Raw genomic sequence first — 21,649 nt, 5'->3', positions numbered from 1 at the left:
GTGAGACTACGAGCCGGGGTGGGGAGCGGCGGCGTCAGCTATAGGAGTGTTCCGGGGCCGGGAAGGCGCCGGAGGCGACCTCGTCGGCGAAGGCCCGGACGGCGCGGTCCATGTCGGCGGCCAGGTCCGCGTACCGCTTGACGAACTTGGCCGGGCGCGGCGTCAGCCCCATCAGGTCCTGCCACACCAGGACCTGCGCGTCCGTCGCCGCCCCGGCCCCGATGCCGATCGTCGGGATCGCCAGCGACGTCGTGACCCGCTGAGCCAACGCGGCCGGCACACATTCCAGCACCACCGAGAAGGCCCCGGCCCGCTCCAGATCCTTGGCGTCCGCCATGAGCTCGTCGCCCGACTGCCCCCGCCCCTGGACGCGGTACCCGCCCAGGACGTTGACCGACTGCGGGGTCAGCCCGAGATGCGCCATCACCGGTACGCCGGCCGACACCAGCGCCTCCACCTGCGGCAGGATCCGGCGGCCGCCCTCGAGCTTGACCGCGTGCGCGCCCGCCTCCTTCATGAAGCGGGCCGCCGACTCCAGCGCCTGCCCGGGTGAGGACTGGTAGGACCCGAACGGCAGGTCCGCGACCACGAGCGCGCGTGACGAGCCGCGCACGACGGCCGCCGTCAACGGCAGCAGGTCGTCGACCGTGACGGGCAGCGTGGAGTCGTACCCGTACACGACCATGGCCGCCGAGTCGCCCACCAGCAGGACCGGGATGCCGGCCGTGTCGAACACCCTCGCCGTCATCGCGTCGTAGGCGGTGACCATGGGCCATCGCTCTCCGCGCTCCTTGGCGGCGGTGAGGTCGCGGACGGTGACACGGCGCCCGGAGACGCCGCCGTACAGCGAAGTGGTTGAAGAGGACATGTGTAAACCCTCCGGAAAAACGTCTCGAGGCGCCCCTGTGGCGTCCCCGGACTCCTACTGATGATGGCACGCGCGGAAAACCAGTGGCGAAACTGTCGGTGCCTCTTGCCACAATCAACGCGGAGGTAATCAACGACATGGCTCTCGACCCTTACCGACGGCTGCTCAGGATCCGGGGCGTCCCCACGCTGCTGCTGGTGGGGCTGCTGGCGCGAGTTCCGGCCACTGCCACGGGCATGGCGCTGACCCTGCACGTGGCCGTGGTGCTCGAGCTCGGCTACGCCAAGGCGGGGCTGATCACCCTGGCGAGCACGATCGGCATGGCGGTCGGCTCGCCGCTGTCGGGAAGGCTCGTCGACAAGCACGGGCTGCGTCCCGTGCTCACCGTCACCACCGTGGTGCAGGCGGCGTTCTGGGCGTGCGCGTGGTCCTTGCCGTTCCCCGCCCTGCTCGTGGCGGCGGCGCTGGCGGGGCTGCTGGCACTGCCGGTGTTCAGCGTGATCAGACAGTGCCTGGCCGCGATGGTGCCCGTTCCGCAGCGGCGCACCGGGTTCGCGCTCGACTCGATCCTGGTGGAAGTGTCCTACATGACCGGGCCGGCGCTGGCGGTGGCCGGCATCACCACGCTGGGCAGCGGCGTGACGATGGCGGTCGTCGGGATGGGCATGACGGCCGCGGGGCTGGGCCTGATCGTGCTCAACCCGCCCACCCGGTCGGCCGACGAGGAGAAAGGCCGGGAGGATCACGCGGGCAGGCTGCCCAGACGCCAGTGGCTCACGCCGGCGTTCGGGGCGCTGCTCGGCACCGTCGCGGCGGCCACGTTCGTGCTCACCGCGAGTGAGCTCGCCCTGGTCGCGACCATGACAAAGACTCACCAGACCGCGTGGGTCGGCGTCGCCGTGGGCATCTGGTGCGCCTACTCGCTGATCGGCGGGCTCGTGTACGGGGGTCTGTCGCGTGGCCTCCCGCCCTTGGTGCTCATCGGGGGCATGGGCCTGCTGACCGTTCCGGTGGGCTTGGCCGGTGGCGACTGGCGCTGGCTGATCGTCGCCCTGCTGCCGGCCGGGCTGCTCTGCGCCCCGTCCCTTTCGTCCACCGTCGACGCCGTCAGCGGGTGGGTGCCCGCGCGGGCCAGGGGCGAGGCGATGGGCTTCCACGGCACCGCGCTGCTGATCGGCGGCGCGGCCTCGGCTCCCATCGCCGGGGCCGTCATCGATGGCTTCGGTCCGGCCTGGGCGTTCGCCGTGGCCGGCCTGGTGGGGGTGGCCATGGTGCTGGCCGCCGTCCCGTTCTGGCGCCGCCGCCCGGCGCAGGTTTCCCCGATGCCGGGTGTCGAGAAGCTCGCGCCCCCGGCTCCGGCTCCTTCCACGGTGGCCTGATCCGGCACGCTGGTCGCGGCACCGGGCACAGGGGCGTCGGTGCCGCACCAGGAGTGGAGGCGATGCCTGGAGTTCGCCTGCAGTTTACGAAACGACACCGTTGCGTATCGGAATAGCTTGCGATACGGTGTCGTTGCGAAACTCAGACGTATCGAAATTAAGGATGCCTCCCATGGACTCGAACACAGGACATCCACGCCGATGGGCGATCCTCGGCGTGCTGGTGTTCAGCCTGCTGGCGGTCGTACTCGACAACACGATCCTCAACGTGGCGATGAAGACGATCGCCGACCCGGTTGAAGGGCTCGGCGCGACGCAGAGCGAGCTGGAATGGGCGATCAACTCCTACACGCTGGTGTTCGCCGGATTGTTGTTCACGTTCGGTGTGATCGGTGACCGAACAGGACGCAAGCGGATGTTGTTCATCGGCATGGCGTTGTTCGGCCTGGCCTCGCTCGCCAGCGCCTACTCGCAGGATCCCCTGCAGTTGATCCTGGCCAGGGCGGCGATGGGCATCGGTGGTGCGGCGATCATGCCGGCGACCCTGGCCATCATCTCCAATGTCTTCCCGGCCAGCGAGCGCGGCAGGGCGATCGGCATCTGGGCCAGCGGCGTGGGGCTCGCGGTGGCGATCGGTCCGATCACGGGCGGCCTGTTGATCGAGAACTTCTGGTGGGGCTCGGTCTTCCTGATCAACGTGCCGATCGTGATCATCGGGTTGTTCCTCATCGCCAACATCGTGCCCGAGTCGCAGGACCCGAAGCCGTCCAAGCTCGACCCGGTCGGCGTGGTGCTGTCGATCATCGGCCTCGTGGCCCTCGTGTTCGGCATCATCCGCGGCGGCTTCCTGGGCACCGTGGCCAGCGCCGAGGTGATCGCGCCCACGCTGATCGGCGTGGCGGTCCTGGGCCTGTTCGTGTGGTGGGAGCGGCGCATCGACCACCCGGTCTTCGACGTGCGCAACTTCTCCAACGTCAAGTTCAGCTCGGCCATCGGCATGATGGGCATCGTGTTCTTCGCGATGATGGGCGGGATGTTCTTCCTGACGTTCTATCTGCAGGCCGTGCGGGGCTTCACGGCGCTGCAGGCGGGCGCGCTGATGATCCCGTTCGCCGCCGCGCAGCTGATCTTCGCGCCGCTCAGCCAGCGGGTGAACGAGCGGTTCGGGGCCAAGCTGTCGGCCACGGTCAGCATGATCGTGGTGACCGCGGCGCTGGCCAGCTACGCGTTCATGGACCAGAACACGTCGATCGTGCTCATCGAGGTCATCTTCTTCGTCCAGGGCGCCGCGATGGCCAACATCATGCCGCCCGCCACCACCGCCATCATGGAGTCGCTTCCCCGGGAGAAGGCCGGCGTCGGCTCGGCCATGAGCAACACCGTCCGCCAGGTCGCCGGCGCGCTCGGCGTGGCCGTGCTCGGCTCGGTGCTGTCGTCCAGCTACCGAGCCGAGATGGCGCCCACGCTGGCGGCGCTTCCCGCCGACGTGCGCCACTCCGCCGGTGAGTCCATCATGGCCACGCTGGGCGTCGCCGAGGGGCTCGGCGAGCAGGGCCAGGCGCTGATCCAGCCCGCGTTCACCGCCTTCATCGACGGCATGCAGGTCACGGCCCTGGTGTCGGCGGCGATCGCGCTGCTCGGCGTCGTGGTCGTGGCCAGGTGGATGCCGGGCAAGCCCCGTCCCGCGCAGCAGGCGGAGCCGCTGAAGGAGCCCGCCGCCGTTTGAGATCCTCCCCGTCTGATCGAAGGCGGGGATTCCAGCCCATCTCCCGCAAGAGGAGGAGCCAGTGGCAAGATCGGAAGGCCGACGCGCCGCACCGTCCCACGGTCGTTCTCTTGGCCGGGAGATGGCGAAGGCACGCTGTGGATGTACGGTGAGACCGCGATGACGATCCAGGAAACAGGGGCCGCCCGTCCGGCTGGGCGGCCGCGAAGCGAGAAGGCCGAGAAGGCGATCATTGACGCCACCCTCGACTTGATCAGCGAGGGCATGGGCATCTCCGAGCTGTCGATCGAGGCGATCGCGTCGAAGGCGGGAGTCGGCAAGACGACGATCTACCGGCGCTGGTCCAACAAGGAGGACCTGGTCGTCGACGCGCTCTCCACGCTCAAGGCGCCGTTGCCGCTGCTCGCCGGCACGTCGGTGCGTGAGGATCTGATCAGCCTGCTCGACGCGATGGTGCAGGAGTCGGGGGACCGGCGCAGCCGGTGCGTGATGAACATCGCGATGAGCGAGGCCGATCGTTACCCGCAACTGCTGGAGCGCTTCCTCAAGCGCGCCGTCGAGCCGCGCAGGGAGGCGCTGCGGAGCGTGATCGAGCGCGGCGTCGCCTCCGGGGAGCTCCGGGCCGGCCTGGACGTCGACATGGGCATGGCCGTCCTCTCCGGCGCCATGTTGTGGCACACCAAGTGGGGCCCGGCCGGGGACCTTCCGGCCGATCTAGCCGAACGTGTCGTCGATGCGGCCCTGGCGGGCCTGGCGCCCTGAACGCGCGTACGACTAGGCCTGGGCAGAACGTGAGCATCGTTCTAACGTCGCGGTCATGGGACCCCTGCGGAGGATTGCGGCGGTCGTCGCGCTCGCCTTAGGTCTGTTGTTGCCCGCCGGTGCCGCCTTCGCGCATGAAGAGCGGCCAGTGCGGTTCCCCGACGGCACGGGCACGGTGCCGCGACTGCGGACCGGCGAGCCGGACCTGCTGGTCTGCAAAACCGACAAGGCCGAGTTCGAGCGGCGAATCGCGAAATTTACGCCGCAGCTCCAAGAGCGCAACCGTGATCTTTTCGCGAGATGTCAGGAAAGCGGGGTGCGACACCTGCAGGAGGCCGTCGACCAGATCGACCGCCCCGGCATGACCATCGCCATCCTCCCCGGCCTCTACCGCGAGGAACCCAGCCAAGCCGCCCCGACCGGCGATTGCGCCCGGCTCCCCGCCCGCTGGGCGCACCACGGGGGATACCAGATCCTCGGCTTCGACCAGCAGCGGCAATGCCCCCACAACCAGAACCTCGTCGCCGTCCTCGGCAAGGAGGACCTGCAGATCGAGGGCACCGGCGCCGGCCCGCTGGACGTCGTCATCGACGCCGAGTACCGCAAGCTGAACGCCATCCGGGCCGACCGCGCCAACGGCGTCTACTTCAAGAACTTCACCGCCCAGCGCACCACGTTCAACTCCCTGTACGTGCTCGAAACCGACGGATTCGTCATCGACCAGGTCCTCACCCGCTGGAACGACGAGTACGGCTTCCTCACCTTCGCGAGCGACCACGGCCTCTACACCGACTGCGAGTCGTACGGCAACGGCGACGGCGGCCTGTATCCGGGCAGCGCCGCCAACATCAACGACGGCCGCGGCCACGACGTGCCCCGGTACGCCATCGAGATCCGCCGCTGCCGGAGTCACCACAACGCGCTCGGCTACTCCGGCACCGCCGGCGACTCGGTGTGGGTGCACGACAACGAATTCCACGACAACATGGTCGGCGCCACGATGGACAGCCTCTGGCCCTCCCATCCCGGCCTGCCCCAGAACCATGCCAAGTTCGAGAACAACCAGATCCACGACAACAACCGCGACTACTACCGGTACACGCGCGACGGCACCTGCGCCAAGCCTCCGGCCCAGCGGGGCTACGAGCAGGGGGTGGTCTGCCCTCAGGTGGGGGTCCCGTCGGGCACGGGCGTTCTGGTCGCGGGCGGCAACTACAACGTCTTCGCGGGCAACCGCGTCTGGGGGCACCGGCGGGCGGCGTTCCAGCTGTTCGGCGTGCCGGCGTTCATCCGGGGCGAGAGCGACCTGGCCAAGCAGGCCGACACCTCCGACTTCAACCGGTACGAACGCAACGTCTTCGGCGTCACCCCGGCGGGGGAGCGGCGGCCGAACGGGCTGGACGTGTGGTGGGACGGGCAGGGCGCCGGCAACTGCTGGCAGGGCGACACGGGCACGTCCACGCCCGCCGTGCTGCCGGTGTGCGCCGACCGGGCGCCCGAGCTGTCGGGCGGGACGCGCCGGGTCCTTGCTGAGCCCGTGAAGCTGATCAAGCTGTACATGTGCGCCGACTTCAGCGCCTCAGAGGCCCGCCTGCCCGCCGGGTGCGACTGGTTCGGCGCGTCCGGGCTGGGCAAGGTCGAGGCTCTGCTGGCGCTGGGCGGCTCGGTGGTGCTGGCACTGCTGGCGTGGCTCTTCTGGTGGCGCTCCCGCCGCGCCGCCCGCCTCGTCGGCGGCGGGTCGCCGCCCGGCACGTTCCGGGTCGGCTTCCGCGCCGCGTTCGGGGTCACGGCCGGTGCGGGCCGGCGGCTGGAGGCGGACGTACGGTTCGGCGAGGAGGACGACCCGCCAGGGAACGCGGCGGCGGCACCCACCCTGCGCAGGCACCGGCTGATCGTGGCGGGGACCGCCGCCGGGATCGCCGGGCTGCTGCTCGACGTGGTGGCGGCGGCCGTCGACAGCCCCGAACAGACGGGGGTGGCGTTGCTGCTCATGGCGGCGTGGTGGTTGTGCCTGGGGGCGGCGCTGCGGGCCCGGCGGCCGGTGTTCGGGTGGTTCACCGTCGTCGTGGGCGTGCTGGCGGCGGCGGATGCCTTCGATCGGCTGGTGTACTTGATCCCGTTCGTCCCGCTGGGGCCAGGATGGGTGCGCGGGCTGGTCACCGGGATCTGGGTGGTGTGCGCGGTCCTGGTGCTCATGCTCCGGGACGGCCGCAGTGCGGAGGAGAGCACCGCCGAGGCCCAGGTGCCGGCGTGAACCTCTCGTCCCGGACGCGCGGCTAGGCGGACGTCCGGCGGCGGAACAGCACCGCCGCGACCGGCACGCTCACCAGCACCACGCCCGCGAGCCAGACCACCGCCACCACCCCGGACGACCCCACGGGCTCGCCCAGGAGCAGCGCCCGCAACGTCGCCACGATCGGCGTGATCGGCTGGTTGTAGGCGAAGTCCCGCAGCACACCGGGCATGGTCTCGGCCGGCACGACCCCGTCCGACAGGTACGGCAGGAACAACACGACGAAGCTGAACGCCCCCGCCGCCTGGGTCGACCTCACCAGCAGCCCCCAGAGCACGGCCAGCGACGACATCGCCAGCACGTACGCCGCCACCAGCCCCAGCACCAGAGCCCAGCCGGCGAGCGTGGCGTCCGGGCGGTAACCGAGGATGACGGCCGCGGCCAGGGCGAACCCGCAGGCCGCCACGTTGCGGACGACGGAGGCGACCACATGGCCCGCCGGGACCACCCAGCCGCCGATCGGGAGGGTGCGGAAGCGGTCGATCATGCCGCCGGTCATGTCGTCGGCGATGTTCACGGCCGTCAGCGCGGCCCCGTACCCGCCTGACATGAGCAGCACGGCCGGCGCCACGAACTCGATGTAGGCCAGCCCGCTGGAGCCGGTGGTGATCGCCCCGCCGAAGACGTACACGAACAACACCATGATGATCACGGGCATGGCGATGTTGATGATGAGGCTGTCGAGGACGCGCAGCTCGCGGCGCAGGTCGCGGACGACGAGGCGGCGCAGATCGCCTGCGGAGGTCAGGACCCCGCTCATGCCGCGGCCGCCGTCAGCTCGAAGAAGACGTCGTCGAGCGTGGGCGTGCGCAGCGCCACGTGCTCGACCGCGACGCCGGCCCGGTGCAGCGCGTCGAGTGTGTGGCGCAGGTGGTCGGGGCCCTGGACGGCCAGCGTGAGCTGGGCGGCGTCCGCGTCGACGGGCGTCCCGAGCGCCGCCCCGGCCCGCGGCGCGTCCTCCGCCCGGGACAGTCGCAGGACCAGGCGTTCGGCGCCGACCTGGCGTTTCAGCGCGGCGGGGGAGTCGTCGGCCACGACCCGCCCGCCGTTGATCACCACGACCCGGTCGGCGAGCTGGTCGGCCTCCTCCAGGTACTGCGTGGTGAGCAGGATCGTGGTCCCGGAGGCCAGCAGCTCGCGGATCACCGACCACAACTCGGCGCGGCTGCGCGGGTCGAGCCCGGTGGTGGGCTCGTCGAGGAACAGGATCCGCGGCGCCGACACCATGCTCGCCGCGAGGTCCAGCCGCCGCCGCATCCCGCCGGAGTACGTCCCCACCCGCCGGTTCGCGGCCGCTGCCAGGTCGAACCGCTCCAGCAGCTCCTCGGCCCGCCGCCGCGCCTGCCGCCCGCCCAGATGGTAGAGGCCGGCGAACAACTCCAGGTTCTCCCGTCCGGTCAGCAGGCCGTCCACCGTGGCCTGCTGGGAGGTCAGCCCGATCACCCGGCGCACCGCGACCCCCTCGCGTATGACGTCGTGGCCGCCCACCGTGGCGGTCCCCGCGTCGGGCGCCAGCAGCGTGGTCAGGATGCGCACGGTGGTCGTCTTGCCCGACCCGTTGGGGCCGAGCAGAGCGACCAGCGTGCCGGTGGGCACGGCCAGGTCGATCCCGGTCAGCACCCGGGTGGCGCCGAAGGACTTCGTCAGCCCCCGGGCGCTGACGGCATCTGTGAATGGCGTACTGTGTATGACGTTCATAGTTTTAAGGTAATGCACAATCCTAGGAGCGGGTCAAGGAGGAGTTCGCATGGCGCAGGAGCGGGCGCTGCCGTCCGTGGTGGAACGTATGTGGGGGCGCGAGCCGGTGACGCGCCGGGGACCGCGGCCGCGGCTGAACCTGGCGGCCATCACCGCCGCCGCCATCGAGATCGCCGACGCCGAGGGGCTGGCCGGGGTCTCGATGGCCGCCGTGGCCGCACGGGTGGGGGTGGCGGCGACGGCGCTCTACCGGTACGTCGAGAGCAAGGAAGACCTGCTCACGGCCATGGCCGACGCCGCCGCGCCGCTGCCGCCCGAGCCCGAGGGCAGGACCTGGCGCGAATACCTGGCCGTGTGGACCCGGACGCACCGCGACATCCTGCTCGACCGCCCATGGTTGTTGTCGGTCGCCGGGTCCGTGCCCCCGATGGGCCCGCGGCGGCTGCTGTGGCTGGACCGCGCCCTCGCCTCGCTCGACGGCACGGGTCTCGACGACGGCGAGAAGATCAACGTGGCGAGCGCGCTGACCGGCTACGCGCTCACCGACGCCGCCCTCGTCCACGCCGTCGCCGGTGGCGACCCGCGGATGGAGGAGGCCGGGATCAAGGGCGCCGCCGACTACGGCGAGGTGCTGGCCGGCGTGCTCGACCCCGAGACCTACCCGGCCCTGTCGGCCGCGATGCGCTCGGGCGCCATGCGCGGCGCGGAGGGCTGGATGGACGACGGCGACTTCGTCTTCGGGCTCGACCTGCTGCTCGACGGCATCGAGGCGTTGATCCGGCGGCGGGCGCTGGAGGGTCACGGCGGAGGGGAGTAGCTCCCGCCACGCGGACGTGCGCGACGGGGACTTCGTGCAGGCCGCGATACCACCGCCACCTGACACACACCGTGTCATCTCGGTCATCGCCACGATCTTCTCGGGTAGCTTGGCCTCGGAGCAGGCGGCGAGGGGGACAGCAGGATGGCGGACACGGCGGAGCTGCTGGCCGCGGCGCGGGCGGGCGACCGCGACGCGTTCGGCCGCCTGGTCGGGCCGCTGCGGGAGGAGCTGCGCGCGCACTGCTATCGGATGCTGGGCTCCGTTCACGACGCCGAGGACGCCGTCCAGGACACGCTGGACCGGGCCTGGCGCACCATGGCGCGGTTCGAGGACCGCGGGACGATCAGGGCGTGGCTCTACAAGATCGCGACCAACCGGGCACTGACGCTGATCGACCGGCGGGGACGGCGCGAGCTGCCCACCGACCTGAGCCCCGAGGCCGCGCCGGTGGCCGAGGTGGCGTGGCTGGAGCCGTACCCCGACCGGCTGATGGGCTGGACGGCGGAGCTGGGCCCCGAGGCGCGCGTGGTGGCGCGGGAGAGCATAGAGCTGGCCTTCGTGGCCGCCCTGCAGCACCTGTCGGCCCGGCAGCGGGCCGTCCTGCTGCTGCGGGACGTGCTCGGGTACGCCGCCGCCGAGGCCGCCGACCAACTGGACACCACCGTCGCGGCGGTCAACAGCGCCCTGCAGCGCGCCCGCAAGGTCCTCGCCGAGCTGCTGCCCGAGCCGAGCCAGCGGCAGACGCTGGACGCGCTGGGCGAGCCGGGGCAGCGGGACCTGGCCCGCCGGTACGCCGCCGCCTGGGAGGCCGGTGACGTCGACGCCATCGTGGCGATGCTGACCGAGGACGCGAAGTACTCGATGCCGCCGCTGACCGCCTGGTACCAGGGCCACGACGGCATCCGCGGATTCCTGGCCGAGGGGCCGCTGACCAGCCGCTGGCGTTTCCTGCCGGCGCGGGCCAACGGGCAGCTCGGGTTCGGCACGTACATGTGGGACGAGCGGCGGGCCATGTACGTCCCGGCAGGCCTGGACCTGATCGTCGTGCGCGGCACCCGGATCGCCGAGGTCGTCTCCTTCCAGGGGGCCGATTTCGGGGACTTCGACCTTCCGCCGGAACTGCCGCGATGATTTCGCGCCCCGGCCCGGGTTGTAGTCCTGACGACCAACCGACCGGGAAGGACTCCACCCCATGACCACCGACGAGAAGCGGATCCGCGAGCTGATCGAGCGCTGGGCTGAGGCGGTGCACGCCGGCGACCTCCAGCGCGTCCTCGCCGATCATGCCGCCGACATCGTGATGTACGACGTGCCGCCGCCCTACGAGGGCGTGCACGGCATCGAGGCGTACCGGGAGACGTGGCCGGGCTTCTTCCAGTGGCAGGCGCAGGGCGCGTCGTTCGAGATCGAGACCCTGGACGTCACCGCCGGCTCCGACGTCGCCTTCGCCCACGCCCTGCTGCGCTGCGGCACCCCCGGCGAACTCGCCGCGAACCCGCGGTACCGGCTGCGGCTGACGCTCGGCCTGCGCAAGGAGCAGGGCCGCTGGGTCGTCGCCCACGAGCACCACTCGTTCCCGCTTGGGGACGAGAGCGCGGGCGAGGAGGAGGTGCGCCGGGTGCACGAGCGCTGGTACGCCGAGACCGCCGCCAAGGACCTGGACGGCATGATGGCCGCCATCGCCGACGACGTGGTCTCGTACGAGCACCAGACGCCCCTGGAGTACACCGGCGTCGACGCCGTGCGCGAGGTCTGCGCCCGCGGCCTCGACGCCCCCGGCGACGTGAGCCTGGACGTGCCCGACCTGAAGATCCTGGTACGCGAGGACCTCGCGGTGGCCTGGGGGCTCAACCGCGTCCGCGTCGTGGGCCAGGACGGGCAGGCGTCCGAGAGCTGGTCGCGGGGCACGCGGGTGTTCGAGCGGCGCGACGGGGCCTGGATGATGGTGCACCAGCACCTGTCGTTCCCGCTGGACCAGGCCACCGGCGCGGCCAGGACCGACCTGCGGCCCTCGTCACGGTAGCGACGACGGCAGCCCGAGCAGCGGGAAGTGCTCGCGGCCGATGAACGAGGTGATCTCGCTGACCCGCTCCCCGCGCAGCGTGAGCACGTTGATCGACCAGGCCAGGTGCGCGCCGGCCGCCTCGTCCCAGAGGTAGGAGGCGGCGGCCGGCTGGCCGTTGGCGTGCGCCGGGAGGTGCCGCCAGGAGCCGCATGAGGTCAGCGGCACCCGTACCGCGAAGTCGGTGACGGCCTCCAGACCCCGGTACCAGTGCGGAATCGGCGGCATCGACCAGGTCACGTCCTCGGTGAGCAGCGCGACCAGGGCGTCGGCGTCGCCGCGTTCCAGCGCGGCGGCGTACCCGGAGACGATGTCCCGCACGCGCGCGTCCCCGAGAGCCCGCAGCGTCTGCTGCTGGGAGGGGGCGGGCACCCGCTCGGCGACGAGCCTGCGGGCCCGCGCCAGGGCGCTGTTGACCGACGTCGTCGTGGTGCGCATCATGGCGGCGATCTCGGCGGCGGAGAATCCCAGGACCTCGAACAGCAGCAGCGCCGCCCGCTGGTTACCCGGCAGGTGCTGCAGGGCCGCGACGAACGCCAGCTCGACGGCCTCCCGCCGCTCATAGCGGGCGTCCGGTCCTGCCTCGGGGCACGGCCCGTTGTCCGGGTACGGCCCCAGCCAGGCCACGTCCGTCCGGGGGACCGTGCCCTCGACCACGGCGCGCTCACTGGCCGGGCCGAGATCCACCGGCAGCGCCCGTCTGCCGCGCGCTTCGACCACGTCCAGGCAGGTACGGGTGGCCACCGTGTACAACCACGAGCGCAGCGAGCTCCGTCCCTCGAACCGCGCCAGCCCGCGCCAGGCCCGCACCAGCGCATCCTGCAGGGCGTCCTCGGCGTCGTGGGCCGAGCCGAGCATGCGGTAACAATGCGCGTGCAGCTCGCTGCGCAGGGGCGCGATGAGGCGGGCGAAGGCGTCGTCGTCCCCGTCGCGCGCCCGGCCCAGGTCGCGGTCCTCCGTTGCCGGTTCTGACGTCGGTTGAGATATCTCGCTCACAAGGCTCGATTCTGCCCCACGATGGGCGCCCGCCTCCGCCTCTCGGCGGTTGTGCGGGCCGGGGGTTGGGTCGGGTTTCGGACGGCGGCGAGCATGGTGTCCAAGTGCCGCTGGGACGTCTGGAGGCGCTCGATCGTCTCGGTGATGCGCTGCCGCTCCCGCCGCAAGTGCGTGATCATCCCCGGGCAGGCCACCGGCACCATCCGCCCGCCCTCGTCGTCGTGAACGCAGTCCAGCAGCCGGGCGATGACCGCGGTGGGCAGCCCGGCGGCCAGCAGGTCGCGGATGTGGCGGACGGTGGCGACGTCCGACTGGTGGTACTCCCGATAGCCGTTGGGCAGCCGCACGGGCCGCAACAGCCCCTGCTCCTCGTAGTAGCGCAGCAGCCGCCTGCTCACCCCGGTCTCGTGGGCCAGGTCACCGATCCGCATGCGCTCCTCGCTCCTCGCTTGACCCTCACATGGATGTGACGCTTTAGCGTCTCCACATCTGCCAACAAGGGGAAGGAGCCGATGATGCCGGGAGCGGTGATTGTCGGAGCGGGGCCGGGGATCGGCCGGTCGGTCGCGCGCCGGTTCGCACGCGAGGGCCTGCCAGTGGCCCTCGTCTCGCGTACGGGCGGCACCTTGGGCCTCGACGGACCGGCGGGCGGGGCGGGGGTGCGTGCGTACCGGGCCGACAGCGCCGACGAGACAGCCCTGCGGGCCGCCCTCGACGCGGCGGCCGCCGACCTGGGCACGCCGGACGTCGTCGTGTACAACGCCGCGATCATCCGGCCCGACGCGCCCGGCGAGGTCACCGTGCGGGCCCACCTGGACGCCTGGGCGGTCAACGTGGTGGGCGCGCTCATCGCGGCCGCCCACATCGCCCCCGCGATGGCGCGCCGCGGCGGCGGCACGTTCATCATCACCGGCGGCATGCCCGAGCCCAAGCGTGAGTACGTCAGCCTGTCGCTCGGCAAGAGCGGCGTGCGGACGCTGGTGGCGCTGCTCGACCAGGAGTACGGACCGTCCGGCGTCCACGTGGCCTCGGTCACCGTGGCGGGCCCCGTCGCCCCGGGCACGGCCTTCGACCCGGACGACATCGCCGAGCACTACTGGCGCCTGCACACCCAGCGCCGCGACGGCTGGGACCACGAGATCCTCCACAGCGGCCACCCCGACCGCTAACCCTCCACGAACCAGGTCATCCCGCATGCCCAGGCCACTCCCGCATGCGCAGGCCGTTCCGCATGCGCAGGCCATTGCGTATGCAGGCCATTGCGTGTGCGCAGGCCATTGCGTGTGCCTAGGCCGCTCGTATGACCGCGTCTCCCGTGTGGCCAGGACGCCGTCGTGGGCAACGCCACCACGTGTGGTCGAGACACCCGCGTGGCCAGGTCACCCGCGTGGCCGCGAGCACCTCCGCGACCCGTGCCGAGTCCATGGCGCGGCCGGTAGCAGGTGCTCAGGACGCGGTCACGCGGAGGCCGGCGGCGGCGACTGCCGGAGCGTGAGCAGAGGCGTTCGCGCCACGAGCCTCGGGCCAGTGGTCAGGGTGCTGGGTGCTGGGTGCTGGGGCAGGTCGCGGGGATCGGTGCGGGGGTCAGGGTGCGGGGATCAGGGTGAAGGTGGTGGTCGCGGCGACCCGGCCGTTGACGATCACGTCGAGCTCCCTGGGCCCGGGCGGCTCGTCGCGGGTGGTCACCGGCCGGAAGGAGTGGCTCTTGCGTAGGGTGAACGTCGCCCCGGCCCCGTCCGCAGCACGCTGACCCAAATGGAACACCCGACGTGAGCCCGGTCGCCGGATCGCGTACTTGAGCAGCAGCGGCCCAGGCCCGTCCGCCGTGACCGAGACCGAGAAGGCCAGCTTCGCGCCGACGGCCACCGTGTCCGCCTCCAAGGCCAGCACGTCCACCGCGCCGCTCCCCGGAGTCGCGCCCATGAGCGCGAGCGCCTCGGGATGCCCGGCCCGCAGCAGGCCGCGCGCCGCGTGCCGCAACACTTTCTCCACGTGCGAGCCGCCGCCGGACCGCCAGCGGGCCATCAGCTCCAAGGCCACCTCGGGATGGTCCTTGGCCAGGTCGTTGACGTGGTTGGCGACCGAGCGGCGGACGTATTCGCTCGGGTCATCGCGCAACCGGTCGAGCAGGGGCAACGTCGGCCCGGGGGTCATCAGCCACCCCACCCGCGTGGCCCACGGCAGCCGTGGGCGTGCCCCTTCCGAGGCCAGCCGCCGCAGATGCTCGTCGGGAGACTCCGCCCACCCGTACATGATCTTGAGGGCGTCGTCGCGGTAACGCTCCAGGTAGGGGCGTACCGCGAACTCGCCCGTCGAGTACGGCGTGAGCGCCGCCAGCGTCTCCATCGCCGTGTCCAGGTGATCGAGCCCTTGCACGGCCGTGTGATCGGTGGCCGGCCAGCCGCTCCACATGTCCAGCCGCGACGCGCACGCGCGCACGAGCTCGGCGGCCTGCGGGTAGGCCGCCGGGAGCGCGCCGGCCAGCGCCACGGTGACGTGCCTGACCCGGTCCTTCAGCTCCAGCCCGTCGAGCCCGTCCATGGCCCGCCCCACGAACCGGTCCCGGGGAAACGGCGCCCACGCGGCGGCCAGCCCGTCGGCCAGCACCGACACGGACCGGGCGTTGATCATGTCTTTCAGCGGTTGAGCCACGGCGTTACTGTGCCAGCCGCCACCGACAATTCGCGCTACGCGTCCGTGTCCCTGAGCTGCTCGAAGTACGGCTTCATCGACGGGTAGTAGTCGTCGAAGTCAGGCTGGGCGGAGCCGTCGCGGGAGGCCACGAGCATGTCCAGGTAGTACTCCCAGCCGGGCCCGATCTCGCCAATGCCCTCCTCGTCGGCCAGGCGCTGGACGAACCGCAGCTCCGTCGTGCCGTCCCGCTCGGACAGCAGCAGTTCCAGATGCCAGGACCCGGCCTCGTCCACGGCGGACACCTCCAGCCGCCGCGGCGGCTCGCACGCCTCGATGCGCATCTCGAACCAGGGCTGCTGCTCCTCGTACGCCTGCTGGACCTTGATCGTGCGGCCGGGGCCGGCCTGGCCCTCCCAAGGGCCGAACCAGCGTGCCGTGCGTTCCGGCTCGGTGAGGCTCGCCCACACGTCCTCGGCGGGCGCGCGGAAGGTGCGGGTGAGGACGAGATCGCTGCCGGCCTCCGTGCGGAACAGCCGGCCGGTGGGGAATCGATTCATGCCATGGTCGCCTTTCTGCCGTCCGCGGCGCCGCCCGTGCGGCGTTCGCGGCGTGTGCGGTAGACCTCGGTCTCCAGTGCGTCGAGGCGGTGCTCCCATCCGGCGGGCCGGACGAACTGGGCCAGCCACGCGACGAGCTCGGTGAACCGCTCGGGATCGAGCGTGTAGAAGCGCTGCCGGCCCACGAGCTCCACGCGTACCAGCCCGCTCTGCCTGAGCACGCGCAGATGGCGGCTCACGGCGGGGCGGCTGATCGGGAAACGCTCGGCGACCTCGCCGGCCGGCAGGCGTCCATCCCGGAGCAGCACCAGGATCTCCCGCCGCACCGGATCCGCGATCGCCCCCGCCACCTCGTCCACGCGGAAAGCGTAACCTACTGGTTACGCTTTCGCCAAGAGGTCTCCCGCGTTCGCCGTCGAGCAGGGCACACCCCGCCTGCAGGCGAGCCCGGACAGCGTCGACGGGCGCCCGGCCGCCCGCAGCTCCGGCACCACCTCGTCCCACGCCCAAGCCCCGAGCTACGCGCCTGCCACAAGTACGCATTCAGCCATGGCAGCCAACGTAGCCGCGCGGTACCGCAATTACGGGGTGGTGCTCTCCCGCCAGCGGTTGGTGATCGGGAGGCGGCGATCCCGGCCGAAGTTCTTCGGGGTGATCTTCGGGCCCGGCGGGTACTGGCGGCGCTTGTACTCCGCCAGGTCCACCAGCCTGATCATGCGCGTCACCAACTCGGGGTCGTGCCCGGCCGCGATGAGCTCCTGCGAGCCCATGTCCTTCTCCACGTAGTCGTCGAGCAGCCGGTCCAGCACCTCGTACGGCGGCAGCGAGTCCGTGTCCCGCTGACCCGGGCGCAGCTCCGCGCTCGGCTCCTTGGTGATCGAGTTCTCCGGGATCGGGCGCTCGGCCGTCAGCAGGAACTGCGGGTCCGTGTGCGTGTTGCGCCAGCGGGACAGCTCCCACACCATCGTCTTCGGCACGTCCTTGATCGGGGCGAAGCCGCCGGCCGAGTCGCCATAGAGGGTGGAGTAGCCGGTCGCGAGCTCGCTCTTGTTGCCGGTGGTCAGCACCAGGTGGCCGTGCTGGTTGGACAGGCCCATGAGGATCATGCCGCGTACCCGGGCCTGGAGGTTCTCGGCGGCCAGGCCGGACAGCTCGATCTCCTTCTCGAAGGCGTCGACGACGTTCGCGATGGGCACCATCTGCGCATTGACGCCCTGGCGGCGCACCAGCTCCTCGGCGTCGGTCACCGAGTGGTCGGAGGAGTACCGCGACGGCATGAGCACCACGTGCACCCGTTCAGGCCCGATCGCGTCGGACGCGATGGTCGCGGTCAACGCCGAGTCGATCCCGCCCGACAGCGCCAGGATGATCGACCGGAATCCGTTCTTGCGCACGTAGTCCCTGACCGCGAGCACCAGCGCCGCATAGACCTCCGCGTGCAGGTCCAGCCGCTCGGCGACGCGCGCCGGCTCGGGGGCGTAAGGCGCGACGGGCTCCTCCGACAGCACCAGGCGCTCGACCGTGATCGTGGAGCCGTCGCCCGCGTCGTACGGGTACGTGCCGGGCGCCGTGTCCGAGACCGGCAGGTCGTCCAGGTCCACGACCAGCAGCTCCTCCCGGAACTGGCCCGCCCGCGCCACGAGCTCGCCCGAGCCGTCCACCACGATCGAGTCACCGTCGAAGACCAGCTCGTCCTGCCCGCCGACCTGGTTCACGTAGACGAGCCCGCACCCGGCCTCACGGGCGCGGCGCGCGCACAGCTCCAGGCGTACGTCGTCCTTCTCCTTCTCGTACGGCGAGGCGTTCGGCGCGATCAGCAGCCCGGCCCCGGCCTGCCCGACGACCGACACGGGACCGCCCTCCTGCCAGAGGTCCTCGCAGACGGCGATCGCCACGTCGACCCCGTGCAGCCGGAAGATCGGCAGCCGGTCGCCGCGGACGAAATAGCGGTATTCGTCGAACACGCCGTAGTTGGGCAGGTGGTGCTTGGCCGTACGGGTGACCACCTCGCCCTTGTAGAGCAGCGCGGCGGCGTCCAGCGGGGCGCCCTTCGGCTGCCCCACCCGGGGCGCCAGGCCGGCCCGGTCGACGTAGCCGGCCACCACGGGGAGGTCGCCCAGGCCCTCGCGTTCCAGCCTGCGTGCCACCTCCTCCAGAGTCCGGATGCTGGCGTCCACGAAGGACGTGCGCAGCACCAGGTCCTCCACGGGGTATCCGGTGAGGAACATCTCGGTGAAGACGACCAGGTGCGCCCCGCGTTCGGCGGCGTCGCGGGTCCACGCGATCAGCTGGTCCGCGTTGGCGGCCAGGTCGCCTACGGTCGGGTTGGTCTGTGCCAGGGCTATGCGCAGTTGGGCCACGCGCTCAAGCCTAATATGCCCCGATTTTTATCGTCAAAGCGACGAAAAGTGAGCCTTATCACCTGGCGTGACCAGCCCGGACTCGTACGCGGCCATCACCAGCTGCGCGCGGTCGAACAACCCGAGGTGCTCCAGCAACGACTTCACCATGAGGGCGGTCTCCTCCTCCGGCAGCGACAGCGTCTGGCCAATCTGGCGGTTCGTCAGCCCCCTGGCGACGAGTTTCAGCACGTCGAGCAGGGCGTCGGAGAGCCCGGCCAGCGCCGGGGGAGAGGCCGGGTCGACGCGTCCGGCGAACGCGGAGATCAGCCGCGTGGTGAGCGCCGGGTCGATGAGCGCGTCCCCGGCCGCAGCGGCCCTGATCGCCGCCACGAACTGCTCCGGCGCCGCCGTCTTCAGCAGAAATCCGCTCACCCCGGCGCGCAGGGCCGCATAGAGGTTCTCGTCGCTGCCGAACGTGGTCATCATGACGACCTTCGGCGGCCGCTCCCCGGCCAGGATCCGGCGCGCGGCGGCCAGGCCGTCCAGATGCGGCATCTGGATGTCGAGCAGCACCACGTCGGGCCGGGTCTCGCGGACGGCCGCGATCGCCTCCTCGCCGTTGGTCGCCTCGCCGGCCAGCGCCACCCCCGGCTCGGCGGTCAGCATGGCGCGCAGCCCCGCCCGTACGAGGGCCTGGTCGTCGGCCACCAGCACCCGCAGATCATCTGCGGAAGCCCCCGCGGGCGCCTCCGGGGGAGCGGGCTCGTCCAGGCGCTGGGCGAGCATGTCGCCCTCCAGACGCTGGAGCCCGGCCGACAGGTCGAGGCCCAGCTCGTCCCGCCACACCGCGCGCGCCCGGCGCAGCGCCGCCAGCGCGTCGCCCTGGCGGCCCATCCGGTAGAGCGCCACGGCCACCAGCCGCCAGGCCTCCTCACGCAGCGGGTACGCCGACGCGTGCGCCTCCAGGTCGGCCACCAGCGACGTCGCCCGGCCCAGCGCGAGCCCGGCGTCGGCCCGCCGCTCGACGGCGATCAGGCGCAGCTCCTCCAGCCGTCCCGCCTCCGTCGCCGCCCAGCTCAGCTCGCTGAACTCGGCCAGCGCGGGACCCCGCCACAACTCCAGCGCGGTGTCCATGGCCGCCCACACCTGCGCCGGCGCACCGTCCGACTTCACCAGCCTCTCGAAGTGCCAGGCGTCCACCTGCTCGGTCTCGGCCCGCAGGGCGTAGCCGGGCGGCGCGGAGACGAGCACGCCGGCCTCCTCGCGCGGCGCGCGGTCGGGCTCGAGCGCGCGACGCAGGCGCGAGACGTACCCCTGGATGGTGGACAGGGCCTGCGCGGGCGGGCCGCCCGGCCAGAGCTCGTCGATGAGGGTGTTCACGGGAACGGCGCGGCCACCGGCCACGAGCAGGCGCGCGAGCACCGCGCGCTGCCGCTGGCCGCCGAGGTCGAGGGGGGCGCCGCCGGCCCAGGCCTGGAACGGTCCGAGAGCAGTGAAGGTGAGCATGTCAGGCGTAACTGTAGAGGGAGATTCGGTCTGGGTATATGGCGAATTGTCACAGTGGGAGCTCGGCGTGGACGACGGTGCCTCCGCCTTCGGCCTCCCGTATCACGCACGTGCCTCCCAGCTCGGCGGCCCGCTCCCGCATGGAGCCCAGGCCGACGCCCGGCCGGGCGTCCGGGGACAGCCCCACGCCGTCGTCGGTCACGGTCACCCGCAGCCGGTCGTCGCGCCGCAGACTGATCGTGATCCTGGTGGCGCGGGCGTGCTTGCGGACGTTCGTGAGCGCCTCCTGGACGATGCGGTAGGCGGCCACCTCGACCGCCGCCGGCAGGCTCGCCAGGTCGCCCGACGTCTCGATCGGCGTCTCCGCCAGCTCTTCCACCGCGCCCGCCAGCCCCAGCTCGTCGAGCGCGGGCGGGCGCAGGCCGTACACGAGCCGCCTGATGTCGCCGCTCACCGCGTCCATGCCGGCGCGCAGATCGGCGAGCAGCCGGTCGGCGTCCTCCGGTGCGGCCCGCACGGTCAGGCGAGCGGCGTTGATCGACATGGCCATGCCGGTGAGCGACTGCCCGAGCCCGTCGTGCAGGTCGCGGCGGAGCCGCCGCCGCTCCTCCTCGCGGGCGGTCAGGATGCGCTCGCGGGAGCGCTGCAGCGCCCCCGTCAGGCGTACGGCGTGCGCGGCGTCGGCGATGTACGGCGTCAGCGTCGCGATCACCCGCTCGTCGTGGGCGGCCGGGAACCTGCGCCGGTCGGTCGGCCCGATCAGCAGCAGCCCCACGGGCTCCCCGTGCCACACCAGCGCGATGGTCTTGGCGGGCCGCGGAGCGTCGCCGGAGCCGGCCACCGCCCCCGACGTGGTCGTGGTGCCGTCCACCTCCACCGCCACGCCCGTCACCGACAGCCCTTCGCGCAGCACGTCGAGCGTGGCCAGCAGCCCGTGCACCGGGTCGGCGTGCTGGAGCCGGTGCCGCAGCCGCCTGGCCAGCGCGCTCGGCACACCGGTGCTGCCGTAGAGCAGCCGGTCCACGCCGCGTTGCAGCCCGCGCCGCATCGGCTGGAAGAACGCGCCCGCGAACACCGCCGCCGCGATGCCCGCGACCGGGTCCACCTCCGACAGGAACATGCTGCCCGCCGCGCTCACCGCCACGTACACGCCCATGGTCACGATCGCCAGGCCGGTGCCCACCAGCGCCCGGCTGATCAGCGTGTCGATGCCGAACAGCCGGTAGCGCAGCACCGCCACCGCGATCGCCGCCGGGATCAGCGGGATCGCCAGCGTCGCCACCCACCACACCGTGCCGCCCAGGATCAGCGGGATCAGCAGACCGGGCAGCGTCACCAGCAGCCACAGCAGCTGCCGCCGCTCGATCGCGTCGCCGCGCTTGAACCGCACGACGAGCGAGGTGAACGCCGCCGCCATCGCGGTCGCCACCACCCAGTGCGCGACGTCCCTGAGCTGCCGCTGGCCGGCCGCGACCGCCACCCAGTCGAGGGCCATGCCCGCGACGGCCAGCCCGACGACCCAGCGCCACCGCCTGGACGGCAGCGTTCCCGCCGGGTAGAGCAGCGGGAGCAGCACGCCCAGGGTCAGCTCGAGAACGTTCCAGGTCAGGTTGACGATCACCCGCCCGTGGACGGCGCTGCCGTACAGGAGCGTGAAGACGTTGGCCGACAGGATGTTGGCCGCCGCGCTCAGCCCGCCGACGCACAACAACCACCCGATGACCTGGCGCGGCCTGCTGTGGACGAGGATCGCTCCGAACACCGGGAAGGCGGTGCCCGCCATGTCCTCGGGCGCGAACGGCAGTGGCGTGTACGCCGACGGCGGCAGCTGCGCCGTCACCCAGATGTCGGCGAGCTCCAGGACGACGGCGAACGCCGCGATGCCGATCGCCACGCGGCTGGGCGGGATCCGCAGCGAAGCGAGAACCTCCATCCCAGCACGCCGAGCTTGACTCGGCCAACGAAACGCAGCCAGACCCGCGCGGCGCATGCCACCCGCCCTTCCC

General features: G+C 71.9%; 19 protein-coding genes. 8 read left to right on the top strand and 11 right to left on the bottom strand.

Features of this window, described 5'->3' with window-relative positions; all coding sequences use genetic code 11:
* Nucleotides 1-34 precede the first annotated feature (34 nt).
* Nucleotides 35-868: a 3-methyl-2-oxobutanoate hydroxymethyltransferase gene (gene panB / locus ETD86_RS38475; protein ID WP_138671572.1), complete on the bottom strand. Its 834-nt coding sequence runs from the start codon at nucleotides 866-868 to the stop codon at nucleotides 35-37.
* Nucleotides 869-1,005: 137 nt separating this feature from the next.
* Here panB and ETD86_RS38470 point away from each other — a divergent pair, with 137 nt between their 5' ends.
* The 4 genes from ETD86_RS38470 (at nucleotide 1,006) to ETD86_RS38455 (ending at nucleotide 6,989) form a co-directional block, all read left to right on the top strand.
* The gene (locus ETD86_RS38470) at nucleotides 1,006-2,247 is read left to right on the top strand and encodes an MFS transporter (protein WP_138671571.1); all 1,242 of its coding nucleotides are present in this window, start codon (nucleotides 1,006-1,008) and stop codon (nucleotides 2,245-2,247) included.
* Nucleotides 2,248-2,419: 172 nt separating this feature from the next.
* The gene (locus ETD86_RS38465) at nucleotides 2,420-3,973 is read left to right on the top strand and encodes an MFS transporter (protein WP_211370581.1); all 1,554 of its coding nucleotides are present in this window, start codon (nucleotides 2,420-2,422) and stop codon (nucleotides 3,971-3,973) included.
* A gap of 159 nt (nucleotides 3,974-4,132) precedes the next feature.
* A complete protein-coding gene (locus tag ETD86_RS38460; RefSeq protein ID WP_138671569.1) occupies nucleotides 4,133-4,735 on the top strand; it encodes a TetR/AcrR family transcriptional regulator in 603 nt (200 codons plus the stop codon).
* Nucleotides 4,736-4,790: 55 nt separating this feature from the next.
* Entirely contained in the window at nucleotides 4,791-6,989 is a 2,199-nt protein-coding gene (locus tag ETD86_RS38455; RefSeq protein ID WP_138671568.1) for a right-handed parallel beta-helix repeat-containing protein, read from the top strand.
* Between the two features lie 22 nt (nucleotides 6,990-7,011).
* On the opposite strand, the gene ETD86_RS38450 is transcribed toward ETD86_RS38455, so the two are convergent.
* The gene (locus ETD86_RS38450; protein ID WP_138671567.1) at nucleotides 7,012-7,788 is read right to left on the bottom strand and encodes an ABC transporter permease; all 777 of its coding nucleotides are present in this window, start codon (nucleotides 7,786-7,788) and stop codon (nucleotides 7,012-7,014) included.
* A complete protein-coding gene (locus tag ETD86_RS38445; RefSeq protein WP_138671566.1) occupies nucleotides 7,785-8,726 on the bottom strand; it encodes an ATP-binding cassette domain-containing protein in 942 nt (313 codons plus the stop codon). The genes ETD86_RS38450 and ETD86_RS38445 overlap by 4 nt, the downstream gene beginning before the upstream one ends.
* A 49-nt stretch (nucleotides 8,727-8,775) precedes the next feature.
* Here ETD86_RS38445 and ETD86_RS38440 point away from each other — a divergent pair, with 49 nt between their 5' ends.
* From ETD86_RS38440 to ETD86_RS38430, 3 genes are all read left to right on the top strand, one after another.
* Entirely contained in the window at nucleotides 8,776-9,543 is a 768-nt protein-coding gene (locus ETD86_RS38440; RefSeq protein WP_138671565.1) for a TetR/AcrR family transcriptional regulator C-terminal domain-containing protein, read from the top strand.
* Nucleotides 9,544-9,687: 144 nt separating this feature from the next.
* Nucleotides 9,688-10,677: a sigma-70 family RNA polymerase sigma factor gene (locus tag ETD86_RS38435; RefSeq protein ID WP_138671564.1), complete on the top strand. Its 990-nt coding sequence runs from the start codon at nucleotides 9,688-9,690 to the stop codon at nucleotides 10,675-10,677.
* Between the two features lie 61 nt (nucleotides 10,678-10,738).
* Nucleotides 10,739-11,569, top strand: a complete 831-nt coding sequence (locus ETD86_RS38430) for an SgcJ/EcaC family oxidoreductase (protein WP_138671563.1) — start codon at nucleotides 10,739-10,741, stop codon at nucleotides 11,567-11,569.
* On the opposite strand, the gene ETD86_RS38425 is transcribed toward ETD86_RS38430, so the two are convergent.
* A complete protein-coding gene (locus ETD86_RS38425) occupies nucleotides 11,561-12,604 on the bottom strand; it encodes a sigma-70 family RNA polymerase sigma factor (RefSeq protein ID WP_138671562.1) in 1,044 nt (347 codons plus the stop codon). The two genes, ETD86_RS38430 and ETD86_RS38425, sit on opposite strands and share 9 nt — an antisense overlap.
* The gene (locus ETD86_RS38420) at nucleotides 12,601-13,035 is read right to left on the bottom strand and encodes a MerR family transcriptional regulator (RefSeq protein ID WP_138671561.1); all 435 of its coding nucleotides are present in this window, start codon (nucleotides 13,033-13,035) and stop codon (nucleotides 12,601-12,603) included. The genes ETD86_RS38425 and ETD86_RS38420 overlap by 4 nt, the downstream gene beginning before the upstream one ends.
* 96 nt (nucleotides 13,036-13,131) lie before the next feature.
* Between ETD86_RS38420 and ETD86_RS38415 the strand changes: the two genes are divergently transcribed.
* A complete protein-coding gene (locus ETD86_RS38415) occupies nucleotides 13,132-13,773 on the top strand; it encodes an SDR family NAD(P)-dependent oxidoreductase (protein ID WP_246148842.1) in 642 nt (213 codons plus the stop codon).
* Nucleotides 13,774-14,188: 415 nt separating this feature from the next.
* Here the strand turns inward: ETD86_RS38415 and ETD86_RS55855 are convergent, their stop codons facing one another.
* The 6 genes from ETD86_RS55855 to ETD86_RS38380 all read right to left on the bottom strand — a co-directional run bounded on the left by ETD86_RS55855 (nucleotide 14,189) and on the right by ETD86_RS38380 (nucleotide 21,576).
* The gene (locus tag ETD86_RS55855; RefSeq protein ID WP_170223486.1) at nucleotides 14,189-15,256 is read right to left on the bottom strand and encodes a DNA alkylation repair protein; all 1,068 of its coding nucleotides are present in this window, start codon (nucleotides 15,254-15,256) and stop codon (nucleotides 14,189-14,191) included.
* A gap of 35 nt (nucleotides 15,257-15,291) precedes the next feature.
* Nucleotides 15,292-15,795, bottom strand: coding sequence for an SRPBCC family protein (locus ETD86_RS38405; RefSeq protein ID WP_138671560.1), 504 nt, complete (start codon nucleotides 15,793-15,795; stop codon nucleotides 15,292-15,294).
* Nucleotides 15,792-16,154 (bottom strand): metalloregulator ArsR/SmtB family transcription factor, encoded by a 363-nt coding sequence (locus ETD86_RS38400; protein ID WP_138671559.1) that lies wholly within the window; start codon nucleotides 16,152-16,154, stop codon nucleotides 15,792-15,794. The genes ETD86_RS38405 and ETD86_RS38400 overlap by 4 nt, the downstream gene beginning before the upstream one ends.
* Before the next feature lie 222 nt (nucleotides 16,155-16,376).
* Nucleotides 16,377-18,155: an NAD+ synthase gene (locus tag ETD86_RS38390; protein WP_138671558.1), complete on the bottom strand. Its 1,779-nt coding sequence runs from the start codon at nucleotides 18,153-18,155 to the stop codon at nucleotides 16,377-16,379.
* Nucleotides 18,156-18,188: 33 nt separating this feature from the next.
* A complete protein-coding gene (locus ETD86_RS59740; protein ID WP_138671557.1) occupies nucleotides 18,189-19,643 on the bottom strand; it encodes a BTAD domain-containing putative transcriptional regulator in 1,455 nt (484 codons plus the stop codon).
* Between the two features lie 49 nt (nucleotides 19,644-19,692).
* Nucleotides 19,693-21,576 (bottom strand): sensor histidine kinase, encoded by a 1,884-nt coding sequence (locus tag ETD86_RS38380; RefSeq protein WP_138671556.1) that lies wholly within the window; start codon nucleotides 21,574-21,576, stop codon nucleotides 19,693-19,695.
* Between the last annotated feature and the right edge of the window lie 73 nt (nucleotides 21,577-21,649).

The organism is Nonomuraea turkmeniaca (assembly GCF_005889735.1).
In the GTDB taxonomy this organism is placed as follows: domain Bacteria; phylum Actinomycetota; class Actinomycetes; order Streptosporangiales; family Streptosporangiaceae; genus Nonomuraea; species Nonomuraea turkmeniaca.
The sequence above is the reverse complement of the archived record's forward strand: the minus strand, read 5'-3'. Positions and strand labels throughout refer to the sequence as shown.

Coding starts and splice junctions, on each gene's coding strand:
- ETD86_RS38435 (WP_138671564.1), top strand. CDS start 9,688: ATGGCGGACACGGCGGAGCTGCTGGCCGCGGCGCGGGCGGGCGACCGC.
- ETD86_RS38470 (WP_138671571.1), top strand. CDS start 1,006: ATGGCTCTCGACCCTTACCGACGGCTGCTCAGGATCCGGGGCGTCCCC.
- ETD86_RS38445 (WP_138671566.1), bottom strand. CDS start 8,726: ATGAACGTCATACACAGTACGCCATTCACAGATGCCGTCAGCGCCCGG.
- ETD86_RS38430 (WP_138671563.1), top strand. CDS start 10,739: ATGACCACCGACGAGAAGCGGATCCGCGAGCTGATCGAGCGCTGGGCT.
- ETD86_RS38450 (WP_138671567.1), bottom strand. CDS start 7,788: ATGAGCGGGGTCCTGACCTCCGCAGGCGATCTGCGCCGCCTCGTCGTC.
- ETD86_RS38455 (WP_138671568.1), top strand. CDS start 4,791: ATGGGACCCCTGCGGAGGATTGCGGCGGTCGTCGCGCTCGCCTTAGGT.
- ETD86_RS38465 (WP_211370581.1), top strand. CDS start 2,420: ATGGACTCGAACACAGGACATCCACGCCGATGGGCGATCCTCGGCGTG.
- ETD86_RS38380 (WP_138671556.1), bottom strand. CDS start 21,576: ATGGAGGTTCTCGCTTCGCTGCGGATCCCGCCCAGCCGCGTGGCGATC.
- panB (WP_138671572.1), bottom strand. CDS start 868: ATGTCCTCTTCAACCACTTCGCTGTACGGCGGCGTCTCCGGGCGCCGT.
- ETD86_RS38460 (WP_138671569.1), top strand. CDS start 4,133: ATGACGATCCAGGAAACAGGGGCCGCCCGTCCGGCTGGGCGGCCGCGA.
- ETD86_RS38405 (WP_138671560.1), bottom strand. CDS start 15,795: ATGAATCGATTCCCCACCGGCCGGCTGTTCCGCACGGAGGCCGGCAGC.
- ETD86_RS38420 (WP_138671561.1), bottom strand. CDS start 13,035: ATGCGGATCGGTGACCTGGCCCACGAGACCGGGGTGAGCAGGCGGCTG.
- ETD86_RS38440 (WP_138671565.1), top strand. CDS start 8,776: ATGGCGCAGGAGCGGGCGCTGCCGTCCGTGGTGGAACGTATGTGGGGG.
- ETD86_RS59740 (WP_138671557.1), bottom strand. CDS start 19,643: ATGCTCACCTTCACTGCTCTCGGACCGTTCCAGGCCTGGGCCGGCGGC.